This window comes from Pseudomonas sp. Snoq117.2, from assembly GCF_900110545.1.
In the GTDB taxonomy this organism is placed as follows: Bacteria; Pseudomonadota; Gammaproteobacteria; order Pseudomonadales; family Pseudomonadaceae; genus Chryseomonas; species Chryseomonas benzopyrenica.
This window is the reverse complement of record NZ_FOED01000002.1, coordinates 294,378-310,190: the sequence shown is the minus strand read 5'-3', so window position 1 is coordinate 310,190 and position 15,813 is coordinate 294,378. Positions and strand designations below refer to the sequence as shown.

The 15,813-nt window shown below is 67.8% G+C and carries 15 protein-coding genes; 2 read left to right on the top strand and 13 right to left on the bottom strand.

The features are described 5' to 3' along the window. Positions 1-64 precede the first annotated feature (64 nt). On the bottom strand, positions 65-928 hold the full coding sequence (locus tag BMZ43_RS07345) for an SDR family oxidoreductase (RefSeq protein ID WP_093251806.1): 864 nt from the start codon (positions 926-928) through the stop codon (positions 65-67). Between the two features lie 106 nt (positions 929-1,034). Between BMZ43_RS07345 and BMZ43_RS07340 the strand changes: the two genes are divergently transcribed. Continuing rightward, complete coding sequence (locus BMZ43_RS07340) at positions 1,035-1,913, top strand: LysR family transcriptional regulator (RefSeq protein WP_093251801.1); 879 nt, start codon at positions 1,035-1,037, stop codon at positions 1,911-1,913. A gap of 109 nt (positions 1,914-2,022) precedes the next feature. Continuing rightward, positions 2,023-4,224, top strand: a complete 2,202-nt coding sequence (locus BMZ43_RS07335) for an OsmC domain/YcaO domain-containing protein (protein WP_093251798.1) — start codon at positions 2,023-2,025, stop codon at positions 4,222-4,224. Positions 4,225-4,264: 40 nt separating this feature from the next. Here the strand turns inward: BMZ43_RS07335 and BMZ43_RS07330 are convergent, their stop codons facing one another. From BMZ43_RS07330 to BMZ43_RS07275, 12 genes are all read right to left on the bottom strand, one after another. After that, positions 4,265-5,881, bottom strand: a complete 1,617-nt coding sequence (locus BMZ43_RS07330; RefSeq protein WP_093251795.1) for a gamma-glutamyltransferase family protein — start codon at positions 5,879-5,881, stop codon at positions 4,265-4,267. A 16-nt stretch (positions 5,882-5,897) separates the two neighbouring features. Further along, positions 5,898-6,986: a polyamine ABC transporter substrate-binding protein gene (locus BMZ43_RS07325; RefSeq protein ID WP_093251792.1), complete on the bottom strand. Its 1,089-nt coding sequence runs from the start codon at positions 6,984-6,986 to the stop codon at positions 5,898-5,900. A 13-nt stretch (positions 6,987-6,999) separates the two neighbouring features. Continuing rightward, a complete protein-coding gene (locus BMZ43_RS07320) occupies positions 7,000-7,776 on the bottom strand; it encodes an amino acid ABC transporter ATP-binding protein (protein ID WP_093251787.1) in 777 nt (258 codons plus the stop codon). Positions 7,777-7,778: 2 nt separating this feature from the next. Next, positions 7,779-8,546 carry an amino acid ABC transporter permease gene (locus BMZ43_RS07315; protein WP_093251782.1) on the bottom strand — a complete coding sequence of 256 codons (768 nt, stop codon included), beginning with the start codon at positions 8,544-8,546 and terminating at the stop codon, positions 7,779-7,781. A 12-nt stretch (positions 8,547-8,558) separates the two neighbouring features. Further along, positions 8,559-9,365 (bottom strand): ABC transporter substrate-binding protein, encoded by an 807-nt coding sequence (locus tag BMZ43_RS07310; RefSeq protein WP_093251777.1) that lies wholly within the window; start codon positions 9,363-9,365, stop codon positions 8,559-8,561. 40 nt (positions 9,366-9,405) lie between these two features. Further along, positions 9,406-10,092: a GntR family transcriptional regulator gene (locus tag BMZ43_RS07305; protein WP_093251773.1), complete on the bottom strand. Its 687-nt coding sequence runs from the start codon at positions 10,090-10,092 to the stop codon at positions 9,406-9,408. 184 nt (positions 10,093-10,276) lie between these two features. Beyond that, positions 10,277-11,104, bottom strand: a complete 828-nt coding sequence (locus BMZ43_RS07300; protein ID WP_093251766.1) for a phosphodiesterase — start codon at positions 11,102-11,104, stop codon at positions 10,277-10,279. Positions 11,105-11,112: 8 nt separating this feature from the next. After that, the gene (locus BMZ43_RS07295) at positions 11,113-12,144 is read right to left on the bottom strand and encodes an ABC transporter ATP-binding protein (protein WP_093251763.1); all 1,032 of its coding nucleotides are present in this window, start codon (positions 12,142-12,144) and stop codon (positions 11,113-11,115) included. Further along, complete coding sequence (locus tag BMZ43_RS07290; RefSeq protein WP_093251760.1) at positions 12,141-12,935, bottom strand: ABC transporter permease; 795 nt, start codon at positions 12,933-12,935, stop codon at positions 12,141-12,143. Before BMZ43_RS07290 ends, BMZ43_RS07295 begins: the two co-directional genes overlap by 4 nt. Next, positions 12,932-13,789, bottom strand: a complete 858-nt coding sequence (locus tag BMZ43_RS07285) for an ABC transporter permease (RefSeq protein ID WP_093251752.1) — start codon at positions 13,787-13,789, stop codon at positions 12,932-12,934. Before BMZ43_RS07285 ends, BMZ43_RS07290 begins: the two co-directional genes overlap by 4 nt. Position 13,790: 1 nt before the next feature. Continuing rightward, positions 13,791-14,804, bottom strand: coding sequence for an ABC transporter substrate-binding protein (locus tag BMZ43_RS07280; RefSeq protein WP_093251747.1), 1,014 nt, complete (start codon positions 14,802-14,804; stop codon positions 13,791-13,793). After that, the gene (locus BMZ43_RS07275; protein WP_093251743.1) at positions 14,801-15,802 is read right to left on the bottom strand and encodes a LacI family DNA-binding transcriptional regulator; all 1,002 of its coding nucleotides are present in this window, start codon (positions 15,800-15,802) and stop codon (positions 14,801-14,803) included. The genes BMZ43_RS07280 and BMZ43_RS07275 overlap by 4 nt, the downstream gene beginning before the upstream one ends. Between the last annotated feature and the right edge of the window lie 11 nt (positions 15,803-15,813).

Genomic DNA, 15,813 nt, shown 5'->3' with positions numbered 1-15,813 from the left:
ATGTATATTGTCTAGCTGGCAAGTCGGGGTCGTCGGGCGGCCCAGGCTCAGGGGTGGCGCACGGTCAGTCGATCAGCGACCGGGCGAAGTCGCGATAGCTGTGCAGCGGGCGCCCGAGCATTTGCACCAGCCGCTCACGGTCCCCAGGTTGCGGAAGCATGCCGTCGCTGACATAGCGCTCGGCCATGAGCCTCATCTCGTAGGCCATCCAGGCCGGCATGAAGGTCGCCATGTTCTGCTCGAAGCCGCGCGGATCGTCACCGGCGTAGTGGATGGGGCGGCCCAGCAGTGCGCTCCAGATCGCCGCGGCGCCTGCGCCGGTGAGGCTGTCCGGGCCGACCAGGTTGATCGTTTCGCTGGGTAGCTTGTCGATCGCCTGATCGCGGCGAATGAGTTCGAGGGCTGCGACCTCGGCGATATCCCGGGCGTCGACCATGGCCACGCCCTTGCTGCCGATGGGCATGGGATAGATCCCATGCTGCAGGATGATGTCCTTGATCATGACCTCGTTGTCGATGAAGTAGGTGGGCCGCAGGACGGTGGCACTGAAACCCATGGCTTCCAGCATCCGCTCGCCGCCGAACTTCACGGCGAAGTGCGGCACGTTGACCGCGGTGTCAGCGCCAAAGACCGAGAGATAGACGATCCGCTCGACCCCGCTTTCCCGGGCGATGTTGAGGGTGATGAGCGCCTGGGTGAATTCGTCGCCGGTCACGGCGTTGAGCAGGAAGAGGGTGGAAACGCCAGCGAAGGCGCTGCGCAGTGAATCGAGATCCAGCAGGTCGCCCCGGATGACTTCCACCGCGGCGGGGAAAATGGCGTTGGCCGGATTGCGTGTCAGCACCCGGACCTTGGCCTGGCGCTGTACCAGTTGGTGGACGAGGTGGCGGCCTACGCGGCCGGTGGCGCCAGTGACGAGGATGGTCATGTCGGTAACTCCAGGTGGGTGAGGGGTAGAGCCACCTTAAGTCGTCCCACCTTAGGCCAATAGCCGCTAGGATAGGGACATACCGTTCCATTATTGAGACAGCTTGATGGACTTCAGCCTGCTGGCCGATTTTCAGCTCATCGCCACTCATGGCGGCATTGGCAAGGCCAGTCGTGCCAGTGGCCGACCCAAGGCCAGCCTGTCGCGGCGGCTGGCCGAATTGGAAGAGGCGCTGGGGATACGCCTGATCGAGCGCGGCGGGCGCAGCCTCGTCCTAACGCCTGCCGGTGCTGAATTGGCGGCCCGTACCCTGGGGCCGCTGCGCGAGATTCAGGAGGCGGTGGCCGCGGTGCAGGAGGGCGTGGCCGTACCCCGCGGGCGGCTGCGCATCGCGGCGCCGCTGCTGTTCTCCCAGGTGGCGCTGGGCCGGCTGAGTGCGGATTTCCGGCGGCAGTACCCCGAGATCCTCATCGAGGTGGTGGCCGAGGATCGCCTGGCCGATCTGGTGGAGGAACACTTCGACCTGGCCATTCGTATCAACCCCGCGCCCGACAGCACCCTGGTGGGTCGCTGCTTCGCCCGGGACCGCCGGGTGCTGGTCGCTGCGCCGGGCCTCGAAGGCCCTCTCGCGTCTGGCGCCGAACCTGCACCTCTGCCTGCGGTGGTCATGCCCGGCCAGCGCGAGGGCGAGGTCTGGACACTGACGGAGGATGGGGAGCGCTTCCTGCCCCAGCCGGTCTTGCAGCTGACTTCGCTGCTGACCATCCGCGAGGCGGTACTGGCCGGGGCGGGTGCGGCGCTATTACCGCTTTCGCTGGTGCAACGTCAGCTGGACGAAGGCGCGCTCAGGCGCTGGGGCACCCTCGCCGGTGAGACCGAACTCTGGGTGCTGCACACCTCGCGACGACTGCAGAGCCCCAAGGTGAAGGCCTTCGTCGACTTCCTCTGCGCACGGTATCCAGACGGCACCTTTCTGCTGGACTAGCGACTGACGAGGCCTGCCCCGTGGTCCACGGAACGACGGCCTGCATATCGCCCGCGCCCCTTTGTCCGGATAATGGCGGCCAATCTGTCTCCAAACCGGAATGCTGTGCATGGAAATCAAGGTCAATTTTCTCGACAACCTGAGGCTCGAGGCCAAGTTCGACGACTTCTCGGTGATCGCCGATCAGCCCATCCGCTACAAGGGTGACGGCTCCGCCCCGGGGCCCTTCGACTATTTCCTGGCGTCCTCGGCGCTCTGCGCGGCCTATTTCGTCAAGCTCTACTGCCAGACCCGCGACATCCCCACCGACAACATCCGCCTGGCGCAGAGCAACATCGTCGACCCGGAGAATCGCTACAAGCAGACCTTCAAGATTCAGGTCGAGCTGCCCGCGGATCTCTCCGACAAGGATCGCCAGGGCATCCTCAGATCCATCGACCGCTGCACGGTGAAGAAGGCGGTGCAGGCCGGTCCCGACTTCATCATCGAGGCGGTGGAGAGTCTGGACGCCGACGCCCAGGCCCTGCTGTTGCCCAGCGATACCGGCAGCGAGACCTACATTCCCGGCAAGGACCGACCGCTGGAAGAGACCATCGCCAAGCTCTCCGGCATCCTGGCCAACCTGGGCATGAAGGTGGAGATCGCCTCCTGGCGCAACATCGTGCCCAACGTCTGGTCGCTGCACCTGCGCGATGTGCAGTCGGCGCTGTGCTTCACCAACGGCAAGGGCGCGACCAAGGAAGCGGCCCTGGCCTCGGCCCTGGGTGAGTTCATCGAGCGCCTCAACTGCAACTTCTTCTACAACGACCAGTACTGGGGCGAGGACATCGGCAACGCGGCCTTCGTCCACCACCCCGACGAGCGCTGGTTCCAGCCGGGTCCCAAGGATGCGCTGCCCCGGGAAATCCTCGACCGCCATTGCCGCAAGATCTACGACCCGGAAGGCGAACTGCGCGCCTCGCACCTGCACGACACCAATTCCGGCAACGTGGCACGCGGCATCTGCGCGCTGCCCTTCGTACGTCAGTCCGATGGCGAGGTGGTGTATTTCCCCTCGAACCTGATCGAGAACCTCTACCTCAGCAACGGCATGAGCGCGGGCAACACCCTGGCCGAAGCCCAGGTGCAGTGCCTGTCGGAAATCTTCGAGCGGGCGGTGAAGCGCGAGATCCTGGAAGGCGAACTGGCGTTGCCCGACGTGCCCGAGGCGGTGCTGGCGCGCTATCCCGCCATCGTCGAGGGCATCCGCGGCCTGGAGGCCCAGGGCTTTCCGGTGCTGGTCAAGGATGCCTCCCTGGGCGGCGAATTCCCGGTGATGTGCGTGACCCTGATGAATCCGCGCACCGGTGGGGTGTTCGCTTCCTTTGGCGCCCATCCGCGCCTGGAGATCGCCCTGGAGCGCAGCCTCACCGAGCTGTTGCAGGGCCGCAGCTTCGAGGGCCTCAACGACCTGCCACAGCCAACTTTCGAAAGCCAGGCGCTGATGGAGCCGAACAACTTCGTCGAGCACTTCATCGACTCCAGCGGCCTGGTCTCCTGGCGCTTCTTCAGCGCCAGGGCCGACCATGACTTCGTCGACTGGGATTTCTCCCATGAGGGCGAAGATTCCACCGCCCAGGAGGCCGCCACCCTGTTCGGCATCCTCGCCGAACGGGATCTGGAAGCCTACATGGCGGTGTACGAGGAACTGGGCGCGCCGGCCTGCCGCATCCTGGTGCCGGGCTATTCGGAGATCTATCCGGTCGAGGACCTGATCTGGGACAACACCAACAAGGCGCTGGCGGTGCGCGAGGACATCCTCACCCTGCACCAGCTGGACGATGCGGCCCTGGAGTCCCTGCTCGAACGCCTGGACGATACCCAAGTGGACGACTACACCCGCATCGCCACCCTGATCGGCGTGGAGTTCGACGAGAACACCGTCTGGGGCCAGCTGACCCTGCTGGAGCTCAAGCTGCTCATCCATCTGGCGCTGCAGCAGTTCGAAGAGGCCAAGGAAGAGGTGGAGACCTTCCTGCAGTTCAACGACAACACCCTGGAGCGCGGCCTGTTCTACCAGGCGCTCAATGCGGTGCTGGAAGTCGAGCTGGACGACGAACTGGAACTGGCCGACTTCGAAGTCAATTTCCGCCGGATGTTCGGCAACGAACGCCTGGACGCTGCCCTGGGCTCGGTCTCGGGCGAGGTACGCTTCCCTGGCCTGACGCCCACCAGCCTCAAGCTGGAAGGCCTCGACAAGCACCTGCGGCTGATCGACAGCTATCGCAAGCTGCACGCGGCGCGGGCCAGGGCGGCCGGCATCGCGCTCTGACGGATAGCCCGCCCGGACCCGGGCGGGGCCTTCCCGGCGGTCAGCAGACCGCGATATGGGAATCCGCGCGCGGCTCGGTGCCGCCGCAGAGCACGCCGGTTTCCGGATCGCGGACGATGATCTGGCCGCGGCCGAAATCGGTGGAGTCGTGGGCGATCTCGATCTGGTGACCGCGCCGCGCCAGGCCGCTGGCCAGGGCCCGCGAAGCGGCCTGTTCGATGCCGACCTTCATGTCCCCCAGCCACTGCCAGCGCGGCGCGTCCAACGCCGCCTGGGGATTCAGGCCGAAGTCCACCAGGTTCATCACCATCTGCACATGCCCCTGGGGCTGCATATAGCCACCCATGACGCCGAAGGGGCCGATGGGCACGTCACCCTTGCTCAGGAAGCCCGGGATGATGGTGTGGAAGGTCTGCTTGCCCGGCGCCAGCGCGTTGGAGTGCCCGGCATCCAGGCTGAATTCCGAGCCGCGATTCTGCAAGCCGATGCCGCTGTCAGGCAGGACCACGCCAGAGCCGAAGCCGTGGTAGGCGCTCTGGATGAAGGACACCATGTTGCCCTCGCCATCGGCGGTGGCGATGTAGACGGTGCCGCTGGCCTGGGGATCGCCATGCAGCGGCGGCTGGGCCTGGTCGGTGATCTCGGCGCGGCGGCGGTCGGCGTAGGCGTCGTCCAGCAGGACGCTGGCGGCGACCCTCATGTGCTCGGGATCGGTGATGTAGTGCAGGCCGTCGGCGTAGGCCTTCTTCATGGCCTCCAGCTGGCGGTGCCAGGTGAGCTGGCTGTCGCGCTGGTCGAAGTCGTAACCCTTGAGGATGTTCAGGGTCATGAGGGCGATCAGGCCCTGGCCGCTCGGCGGAATCTCCCATACCTGATAGCCACGGTAGTCGACCTTGATCGGCTCCACCCAGCGCGGCTGGTAGCCGGCCAGGTCCGCCGTGGTCAGGTGACCGCCGCTGGCCGCGGCATGGTCCGCCAGGCGCTTGGCGATGGCGCCCCGGTAGAAGCTCTCGCAGCGGGTCTGTGCCAGTTCCTCCAGGGTGCGGGCCTGGGCGGGGTTGCGAAACAGCTGGCCGGCGAACGGCGCCTGGCCGTCGATGAGGAAAGTGTCGAACCAGGCTGCAAGCTCGGGCGCCTGGTCCCGGCTGGCCTGGTACTCGGCCTGGGCGATACGCCACTGGTGGGCGACCACCGGCGACACCGGGAAGCCGTCCCGGGCCAGGGCGATGGCGGGTTCGAACAGGGTGGCGAAGGGCAGCTTGCCGAAGCGGCGCGACAGCTCGGCCCAGGCCGCGGGGCAGCCCGGCACCGTGACCGGCAGCCAACCGTGCACCGGCATGCGCTCGTGGCCGGCGGCCTTGACCGTGGCGATGTCGAGGCTGGCCGGGGCATGGCCGCTGGCGTCCAGGCCGTGCAGCTGGTCCTTGACCCAGACCAGGGCGAAGGCGTCGCCGCCAATGGCGTTGCCGGTAGGTTCCACCACGGTCAGGGCCGCGGCGGTGGCGATGGCCGCATCGATGGCGTTGCCACCCTGGCGCAGCATGGTGATGCCGGCTTCGGCGGCCAGCGGCTGGGAGGTGGCGACCATGCCATTGCGCGCGAAGACGCTCTGGCGTTGCGAGGCGTAGGGGTAGTCGTGGGCAGAGAAATTCAGCATGGCAGGCTCTTCGGGGTCATTGTCCGGTCTTGATGCGGGTCCACTCGCGGGTCATCAGCCGCTGGATCTGCGGCGGTAGGTCGGCGGAGACGTAGAGGCGCTCGGCGATGGCCTCGCTGGGGTAGATGCCCGGGTTGTCGCGCACCTTGGCATCGAGCAGGGCGGTGGCGTCGCGGTTGGGATTGGCATAGCCGACATAGTCGCTGACCGGGGCGATCACCTCGGGGCGCAGCAGGTAGTCGATCAGTGCCACGGCGCCCTTGGGGTTCTTGGCGTCCTTGGGGATGGCGAGCATGTCGAACCAGAGATTGGCACCTTCCCTGGGGATCACGTAGCGCACGTCGCTGGTCTTGCCGGCTTCCCTGGCGCGGCTCTGGGCCTGCATGACGTCGCCCGAATAGCCCATGGCCACGCAGACGTCGCCGTTGGCCAGGTCGGTGATGTACTTGCTGGAGCTGAAATAGGTCACCGACGGCTTGAGCTGCTGCAGCAGCGCGGAGGCCTTGCGGTAGTCCTCGGGCTTCTGGCTGTTGGGGTCCAGGCCCAGGTAGTGCAGGGTCTGGGCGAAGACCTTTTGCGGCGCATCGAGCAGGGCCACGCCGCAGCCCTTGAGCTTGGCCAGGTTCTCCGGCTTGAACAGCAGGTCCCAGGAATCCACCGGGGCGCCATCGCCCAGGGCGGCGCGGACCTTGGCCGCGTTGTAGCCGATGCCTACGGTGCCCCAGAGATAGGGCACGGCGTAGCGATTGCCGGGATCGGCCGCTTCCAGGCGCTGCATGAGCCGTGGATCCAAATGCTGCCAGTTAGGCAGCCGGCTGCGATCCAGCGGCTGGTAGGCGCCCGCCTTGATCTGCTTGGTGAGGAACTGGTTGGACGGCACCACCAGGTCATAGCCGGAGTGGCCGGACAGCAGCTTGGCTTCGAGCATCTCGTTGGTGTCGAAGACGTCGTAGCGCACCTGGACGCCGCTGGCCTCGGTGAACTGCTTGAGGGTGTCCGGACCTATGTAGTCCGACCAGTTGTAGAAGCGCACCTCGGACTCGGCGGCCTGAGCCAGGGGCGTCAGGCAGAGGGCGAGGGCGGCCAGCAGGGGACGAACAGTCATGAAAGTCTCCGGTCTAGAGCACGCGGCTGAGGAATTCGCGGGTGCGTGGATGGGTGGGGTTGCCGAACACCTGGGCCGGCGGGCCTTCTTCGATCAGCTCGCCCTGGTGCAACACCACCACGCGGTCGGCCACCTCGCGGGCGAAACCCATCTCGTGGGTCACTACCACCATGGTCATGCCGTCTTCGGCCAGCTCCTTCATTACCTGCAGCACTTCGCCAACGGTTTCCGGGTCGAGGGCGCTGGTGGGTTCGTCGAACAGCATGGCCTGGGGTTTCATCGCCAGGGCGCGGGCGATGGCGACACGCTGCTGCTGGCCGCCGGAGAGTTGCGCCGGATAGTGATCGGCCTTGTCGGACAGGCGCACTCGGGCGAGCAGGGCGCGTGCCTGCTCCACGGCGACAGCCCGCGCCACGCTCAGCACCTGGATGGGCGCCTCGATGATGTTTTCCAGCACCGTCATGTGCGGGAAGAGGTTGAACCTCTGAAATACCATGCCGATGTCGCGGCGGCGGCGGGCGATGTTGCGCTCCGAATCCCGCACCCGACGGCCGTCGGGACGTTCGCGAAAGCCCATCAGCTCGCCGTTGACGCGGATGGTGCCGCCCTGGATGTCTTCGAGGAGGTTGAGGCAGCGGATGAAGGTGGTCTTGCCCGAGCCGGAGGCGCCGATCAGCACCACCACCTCGCCTCGGCGCACCTCCAGGGTCACGCCCTTGAGGATGTCCAGCTCGCCGAAGGCCTTGTGTACCTCCAGCGCCTGGATCACAACGTCTTGCGTGGTCGTCATGGCTAGCGTCCCCGTAGCTTGAAGCCCAGCAGGCTGAACAGCCGGCCGGTGGCGGTGGGTCGTTGACCGTCGGCCTTGCCGAAGCGCCGCTCCAGCCAGGACTGGAAGAGCCCCCACAGTGTCGTGAGGACCAGGAAGTAGATGGCGACCACCAGGTACAGCTCGAAGACGCGGAAGGTCGCCGAGGTGATCATCTGGGTGCTGAGCAGCAGCTCCTGCACCCCGATGACGCTGACCAGGGTGGTGTTCTTGAGCATCACGTTGAACTCGTTGCCGAGCGGCGGAATGATCACCCGCAGCGCCTGGGGCAGCACGATGCGGCGCATCAGCTTGGCTGGCGTCATGCCCAGGGAGCGGGCCGCCTCGTACTGCCCGCGATCCACCGCGCCGATGCCGGCGCGGATGATCTCGGCCATGTAGGCGCCCTCGTTGAGACCCAGGGCGATGATGGCGGCCTGGATGTTGCCCGGGATCACCAGGAAACCCAGGTCGAGGTCTTCGAAGCGAAAGATGCCGCCGGCAGCCAGGGCCGTGTAGAGGAAGACGATCTGCACTAGGAGTGGCGTGCCGCGCATCAGCCACACATAGCCGCGCACCGGGTATTGCAGCGCCCGGTACCGCGACAGCCGTGCCAGTGCCGCCAGCAGGCCGAGCGCGCAGCCCAGCAGCATGGCGCCGATGGCGATGACGCAGGTCAGCCAGAGGCCGTAGAGGTAGACGTCGCTCGGGTGCAACAGGTACTGCCAGAACACATCCCAGCTGAAGTTCATCGTGGCCATCCTTTAATCGAGCTTGTCGCCTTCCAGGTGCCACTTCGCCATGAGGGTGGCGTAGCTGCCGTCGGCCCTCATGTCGGCGAGGATCTGGGTGATGGCGGCGCTGAGCTGGCTGTCGTCCTTGCGCACGCCGACGCCGGTGAGGATGCGGGCAAAGGCCGGCACGCCGGTCTCGAACTGGCCGGGCGCCACGCCCTGGTAGTAGGCGGCGGTTTCCACGGTGGTGCCGTAGGCGTCGGTCTGGCCCAGGCGCAGGGCCTGGAAGGCGTCGGTGTCGCTGTTGTAGGCCACCAGTTTCATGGGGGTCTTGCCGGCCTTCTTCAGCTCTTCGTTGTGGGCGTCGAGCAGGGTGCGGATGGTGGAGCCATTGAGCACCGCCACCTTCTTGCCGGCGAGGTCGTCCAGTGTGTGGATGCCGGCCTTGTTACCGCTGGGCACCACCACTGCCTGGCTGGAATACATGTAGTTGACGATGTCGATCACCTGGCGGCGCTCGGGCTTGTCGAACAGCTGGTCGATGAGCACATCACACTGACCGGCGAGCAGTGCGGGGATCAGCCCCGAGAAGGGCACCACGCGCCAGTCGACCTTCTTGTCGCCAAGGCGCTTGGCGATCTCGGCACCAAGGTCGACGGTCAGGCCCTTGGGCTTCTGGGCTTCGTCGAAGAAGCCGATCGGCGGGGTATCGAGGGCGCCGCAATAGGTGATCTTGGACGCCTTGGCCAGGCGGTCGGGGATCTGGGGTGCGGCCTGGGTGAAGCCGGCGACGAGGGTCAGGGCGAGCAGACTGCAGGAAAGCCGGTGGCGGGTCATGGTCTTCTCCGGAAGGACGAGGGTTGGCAGGGCGGATGGCTCAACGCGGGGGCTCAGGTCGGGTCTGGTCGCCCGATCGTTCGATAAAGGTCAGCAGGTCGGGCACCGTGCCCTCGATGTGCTCGCGCAACACCCGCTCGGCTTCGGCGGCATCGCCGGCGCGCAGGGCGGCAAGGATGGGCGCGTGTTCGTCACGCGCCGACTGGGGGCGGTCGGCGTGCAGCCAGAGCTGCATGTGCGGCTCGATCAGGGCGTAGAGGCCGTTGATCTGGCGCAGCAGCCGCGGGCGGCCGGCCAGGCTGCACAGGTATTCGTGGAAGGCGCGGTGCTGGGCGACCCAGGCGCCGGGTTCCTGCTCGTCGTCCAGGTCTTCCAACAGGCGTTCCAGGCGGGTCATCTCGCGCGGCCCGACATGGGGCGTGGCCAGGCGGATCGCCAGCCCTTCCAGGGCGCCACGCATCTCGAACACCTCGCGCATGTCGTCCAGGTCCAGCCCGCTGACCACCGCGCCGCGGTGCGGCCGGAGGATCACCAGGCCCTCGGCGGCCAGGCGCTGGAAGGCGCTGCGCACCGGCATGCGACTCATGCCCAGGGTGGTGGCGATGTCCTCGGCGATCAGGCGCTCGCCGTTGCGATAGCGCCCGGCGCAGATGGCCTGCAGCAGGTGGCGATAGGCCTCTTCTTCGGCGCTCAGGGCGGCGGAGCGGGACAGGGCGGAGAGCGGCATGGCTGGCTTCCTGGATTTTTGTATCCAATCTGCCAGAGCAAGGGCCATGCCAGGGAGGGCAAGGCGCACCAGTGCTGGGTTGAGAGCCTGAGCGCCTGGTGGCCGCCGTTACCTTTTGCACCGCTCTGGGTCGCCGCTGGGGCCCTTTGCTACCCGAGAACCCGAAACGGGGCGGCCGCCGGTGTCAGTCCAGCAACTGGCCATCGGCGGCGAAGAAGGGGTAGGGCCCGGGGTAGTTGCCCAGCGGCAGATGGTGGGTCACCAGGGCCTCGTCCGCCCAGCGATGCAGCAGCAGTCCCGGCGGCTCCAGGCGGAAGCGCGACGGCGCCGCTTCGCGCAGGTCCAGGTCGACCTGGTGCGAAACGCCTGGGCAGACGCAGGCCAGGGTGCCGCCGAAGCGGCGCTGGATCAGCCGGTGCAGATGCCCGCAAAGCAGCCGCTCCACCTGGGGATGACGGCGGATGACGGCTTCCAGCTCGGCGCCGCCGTCCAGGCCGATGCGATCCATATGACCGATGCCGACCGGGAAGGGCGGGTGATGCAGGAGCACTAGGGTCGGCTGCGCGGGCGCCTGGCTGAGCTGGTCGTCGAGCCAGGCCAGCTGAGAGGCATCGAGACGACCGCCGTGCTCGCCGGGAATATGGGTATCCAGGCCGATCATCCGCAGCGGGCCGCAGTCCTGCTGCCAGTCCAGGGTGCCCTGGGCCGGCAGATAGGGGTGATCGGCGAAGGCGGCGCGCAGGGCGGCGCGGTCGTCGTGATTGCCGGGGATGACGAAGAAGGGCATGGTCAGCTCGGCCAGCACCTCGCGCAGGGTGGCGTATTCTTCGGGGGTGCCGAAGTCCACCAGGTCGCCGGTGATGACCAGGGCATCCGGGCGCGGTTGCAGGGCGTTGAGGCGGTCCACCGCCAGGCGCAGGGCGCCGAGGGTATCGACTACCCCGTAGGACAGCCGGCCGCCGGCCTTGATGTGCAGGTCGCTGAGCTGGGCCAGCAGGAAGGGCGCGTGCATGGGGTCTCCTAGGAAGCCAGGGTGAAGAGCGCGTCGGGACGCACGCTCAGGTGCAGCAGGTCGCCCGGTTGCGCCTGCAGGGGCTGGGCGGTGTCCACCAGCAGCGGCTGGCCGGTGCCCACCTCCACCAGCAGCCGCGAATGGGCGCCCTGGAAGAATTGCCCGACCAGGATGCCGGTGAGGTGCGCGGGCGTCGGGGTCGGTTCCAGGTGTTCCGGGCGACAGAACAGGGTGCTGGCCTGGCCGTTCCAGGGCAGGCGACCGCCGGCGACTGCCACCTCGGCGCCGCTCTGGCTGCGCACCTCGAAGCGATTGAGCTGGCCGACGAAACCGGCGACGAAGCGACTGGCCGGGCGCTGGTAGATCTGCGTCGGGGTGCCGATCTGGGCGATGCGGCCTTCGCCCATCACCACGATGCGATCGCCCAGGGCCAGGGCTTCCTGCTGGTCGTGGGTGACATAGACCGCGGTGGTGCCGAGTTCGCGCAACAGGGCGCCGATGTCGGCGCGCAACTGCTCGCGCAGCTGGGCGTCCAGCGCCGCCAGGGGTTCGTCGAACAAGAGCACCCGCGGCCGTGGCGCCAGGGCACGGGCCAGGGCGACGCGCTGGCGCTGGCCGCCGGACAGCTGCTGGATGCGCCGGTCGGCCAGGGCCTCCAGCTGCATCATGGCCAGCAATTCGGCGACCCGGGCATCGCGCTCGGCGCGCGGCAGGCCGCGGATCTTCAGGCCGTAGGCGATGTTGCCGGCCACGTCCAGGTTGGGAAACAGGGCGTAGTTCTGGAACACCATGCCGACGTCGCGCCGCTCGATGGGCAGGGCGGTGACGTCACGGTCGTCGAACAGCACCTGGCCGCCGGCATCGGGCTGCTCCAGGCCGGCGATCAGGCGCAGGGTGGTGGTCTTGCCGCAGCCGGACGGACCGAGGAACACCAGGGTCTCGCCCGGGTGGATGTCGAGGTCCAGGGGCTGCAGCACCTGGCGGCCCCCGGCAAAGGTCTTGGCGCAGTGGCGCAGGCGGACGGCGGTACCTTGGGTCATCGCAGGGCTCCACGGGAGAGGCGGGTGCTGAGGGCCTGGAGGGCGACCAGCAGCGGCACGATCAGCAAGAGGAAGATCAGGGTGTAGGCGGAGCCCACCTCCAGCCGCGCCGAGGCGTAGCTGTCGGCCAGGCCCACCGGCAGGGTCTTGGTCAGCGGCGTGTGCAGCATCCAGGTGAGGTTGAATTCCCCCAGCGAGAGGGTGATCACCATGAGGCTGCCGGCGAGGATGCCGGCGCGGGCATTGGGCACCACCACGCCGAAGAAGCGCCGCCAGGGACCGGCGCCGAGGCTGGCCGCGGCTTCTTCCAGCAGCGGCAGGTGGCTGCGCCTGAGCACCGCCATCACCGGACGGATCAGGAAGGGCAGGGTGAACAGCAGGTGGCCGACCAGGATGATCGCCGGGCTGCGGCGAAAGCCGCCGAGATGGCCGTAGGTCAGCAGTAGCGCCAGGGCCGAGGCGAAACCGGGCATGGCCACCGGCAACACCAGCAATTCCTCGAAGGCGCGGGCGAAGCGGTTGTCCAGCCGTACCAGGGCATAGGCCGCGGGGACACCGAGCACGACCGCGAGGGCCGCCGTGCCCAGCGCCAGTTGCAGCGACAACCAGACGGTGGGGGCATAGGCTTGCCAAACCTGGATCACCCAGTCGAGGGTGAGGCCGCTGGCGAGGCCCTGGAAGTAGTTGCGAGTGAGGCCGGCCAGCACCGAGAGCAGCACCGGCACCAGCAGGAAGGCCGCCACCAGCAGGGTGAACAGCAGTTGCAGCCAGAAACGCAGGGGGCGATTCATCGCAGGTCTCCCTGGACACCGCCGAGGCGCCGGGCCAGCAGCAGGACCAGCCAGGTGACGAGGCCGAGCACCATGGAGAGCGCCGCGGCGACGCCGAAGTTGGCGAAGTTGGTGAAGGTGTCGTAGATGGCGATGGGCGTTACCGCCAGGCGCGTGCCGAGGGTGAAGGCGGTGCCGAAGGCGCCCATGGCGGTGGCGAAGCACAGCGCGCCGCTGGACAGCAGCGCCGGGGTCAGGCCGGGGATCAGTACATCGCGCACCACGGCGAAGAGCCCGGCGCCCAGGGAGCGGGCGGCTTCTTCCAGACTGGTATCGAGGGTCTCGCAGGCCGCCATCACCGTGAGGATCACCCGCGGAATGGAGAAATAGAGATAGCCGAGAAACAGTCCGAACAGTGAATAGGCGAACACCCAGGGCTCACCGAACAGGCCGCGGCCAAGGCTGGCGAACAGACCCTGGCGACCGCCCAGCAGGATGATCAGGAAGCCCACCACCACGCCGGGAAAGGCCAGCGGAAAGGTCAGCAGGGCCACCAGCAGGCTGCGTCCAGGGAAGGCATGGCGCGCCAGGAAGCAGCCGGCGATGCCGGCCACCAGCAGCGTGGCCAGGGTGGTGACGGCGGCCAGGGCTACCGTCTGGGCCAGTCCGGACAGATAGCCGGCGCTGGTCAGCACCTGCCAGTAGCCGGAGCTGCCGGCGGCGTCCGGGCGGGCGCCGAGGACCAGCAGGTGGGTCAATGGCAGCAACCAGAAGGCCAGCAGGAAGGCGCTCGCCGGTGCCAGGGCGACGAGCACCGGCCAGGGCAGCCGGCGCGGCACCCGGCGGCGCCCGAGGGAAACGGCGAGGCCCTGCATCTCAGCGCACCTCGGCCTGGTAACGCTTGGCGAAGGCTTCCTGGACCGCCGCCATGTGGCCGTAGTCGACGGTGCCGGCGCGGGCATAGTCGGCGGCGGGCAGGAAGCGCGCCTTGACCTCGGCCGGCAGCGGCACGTCCCGCACCGGGCGCAGATAGGCCTGGGCCCAGAGCGCCTGGCCCTTGTCCGACAGCACATAGTCCAGCACCTTCTCGCCATTGGCGCGGTGCGGCGCGCCCTTCACCAGGCTCATGGTGTAGGGCACCGTCAGGCTGCCTTCCTGGGGAATGACGAAGGCCACCGGCGCCTGGTCCTTGTAGCGGGCGCGATAGGCGTTGAAGTCGTAGTCCACCAGGATCGGGATCTCACCGGACAGCAGGCGCGCATAGGCGGTCTGCTTGGGCACGATGGGATCGTTGGCGGCCAGTTTCTTGAAGAAGCCCAGCGCCGGACCGAAGTCGTCGAGGTTGCCGCCAAGGGCCTGGTTGAGCGCTACCGCGGTGACGTAGCCGACAAAGGCGCTGGAGGGGTCCAGGTAGCCCACCAGGCCGCGGTACTCTGGCTTGAGCAGGTCGGCCCAGCGCTGCGGCACCGGCTTGCCGCCCAGGGCCTGGGTGTTGACCATGAAGCCGAGGGTGCCGGAATGGATGGCGGTCCATTCACCCTTGGGGTCCTTGAGGCCGGTCGGGACCTGGTCCCAGTGCTTGGGCTGGTAGGGCTGCAGCACCCCGGCCTTGTCGGCCTGGATGCCGAAGGTCACCCCGTAGTAGACGACGTCGGCCACCGGGGCTTCGCGTTCGGCCACCAGCTGGGACAGCGACTGGCCGGAATTCTTGTTGTCCTGGGGGACTTCGATGCCGGTGTCGGCGGCGATGGCCTTGAGCTGGGCGCCCCAGTCGGCCCATTCCAGCGGGCAGTTGTAGCAGATGGCGGTTTCGGCGGCCTGGGCGCTGGCCAGGCCACAGGCCAGGGCGACGCCGGCCAGGAGACGACGCAAGGGGAAGGGTGATTTCATCGGTAGGGCTCCTTGAAGGGGCCGGCACTGGTGCCGGGACGGACGAGGCAGGGCAGACACTGTTGGTGGGTGGCACTGCCGGCGATCAGCGCCAGCAATTCGGTGACGAGCACGGCGCCCAGGCTCTGCAAGGGCTGCATGACGCTGCACAGGCTGGGTTCGAGGCGGGCGCCCATGGCGATGCCATCGAAGCCCACTACCGAGAGTTGATCAGGCACGGGCACCCCGTGGCGCTGCAGTTCGGCGATGACGCTGATGGCCAGCAAATCGTTGGTGCAGAGCAAGGCGGTCGGGGCGTGACGCTCCAGCAGCGGCGCCAGCTCCGCCCAGTCGGCGTCGGTGTGGCTGGCCAGCTCCAGGCGCGGCGGCGTCGGCAGGCCGGCGGCGGCCATCGCCTGGCAATAGCCGGCGAAGCGGCGCTCGCTGCGATCCGACTGCAGCGCCGGTCCCGAGACCAGGGCGATGCGGCGGTGCCCCAGGCCGAGCAGGTGCTCGGTGGCCATGGCCATGCCCTGGCGGTTGTCCACCGCCACCGCCGCATAGGGGCGCTGGGGTTCGTGATAGGCCAGGATGAAGGGCGTCTGCTCCTGGCTCAGCTCGGCCAGCACCTCGCTACGGTCGGCATCGGCCACCGTCAGTACCAGGCCGGCGACGCGCTGGCGCAGTAGCTCCTCCACCACCGCCGCTTCGCGCTCGGGCTGGTAGTCGGTGGTGGCGATCACCAGGGAATAGCCCTGACTGCGCGCGGTGCGTTCCATGGCGTGCAACTGTTCGGCGAACACCGGGTTGAGCAGGCTGGGCACCACCACGCCGATCAGCCGGGTGCTCTGCTGACGCAGCTGGCGACCCAGCAGATTGGGACGGAAATTGAGACTGCGCGCGGCGTCCAGCACCCGCTGCCGGGTGCTCTCGCGCACCTGCTCGGGGTTGGCGAAGGCGCGCGCCGCGGTGGCCCGGGAGACCCCGGCCTGTTGCGCTACCTGTTTCAGATCGGTCATGCCGGCCTCGT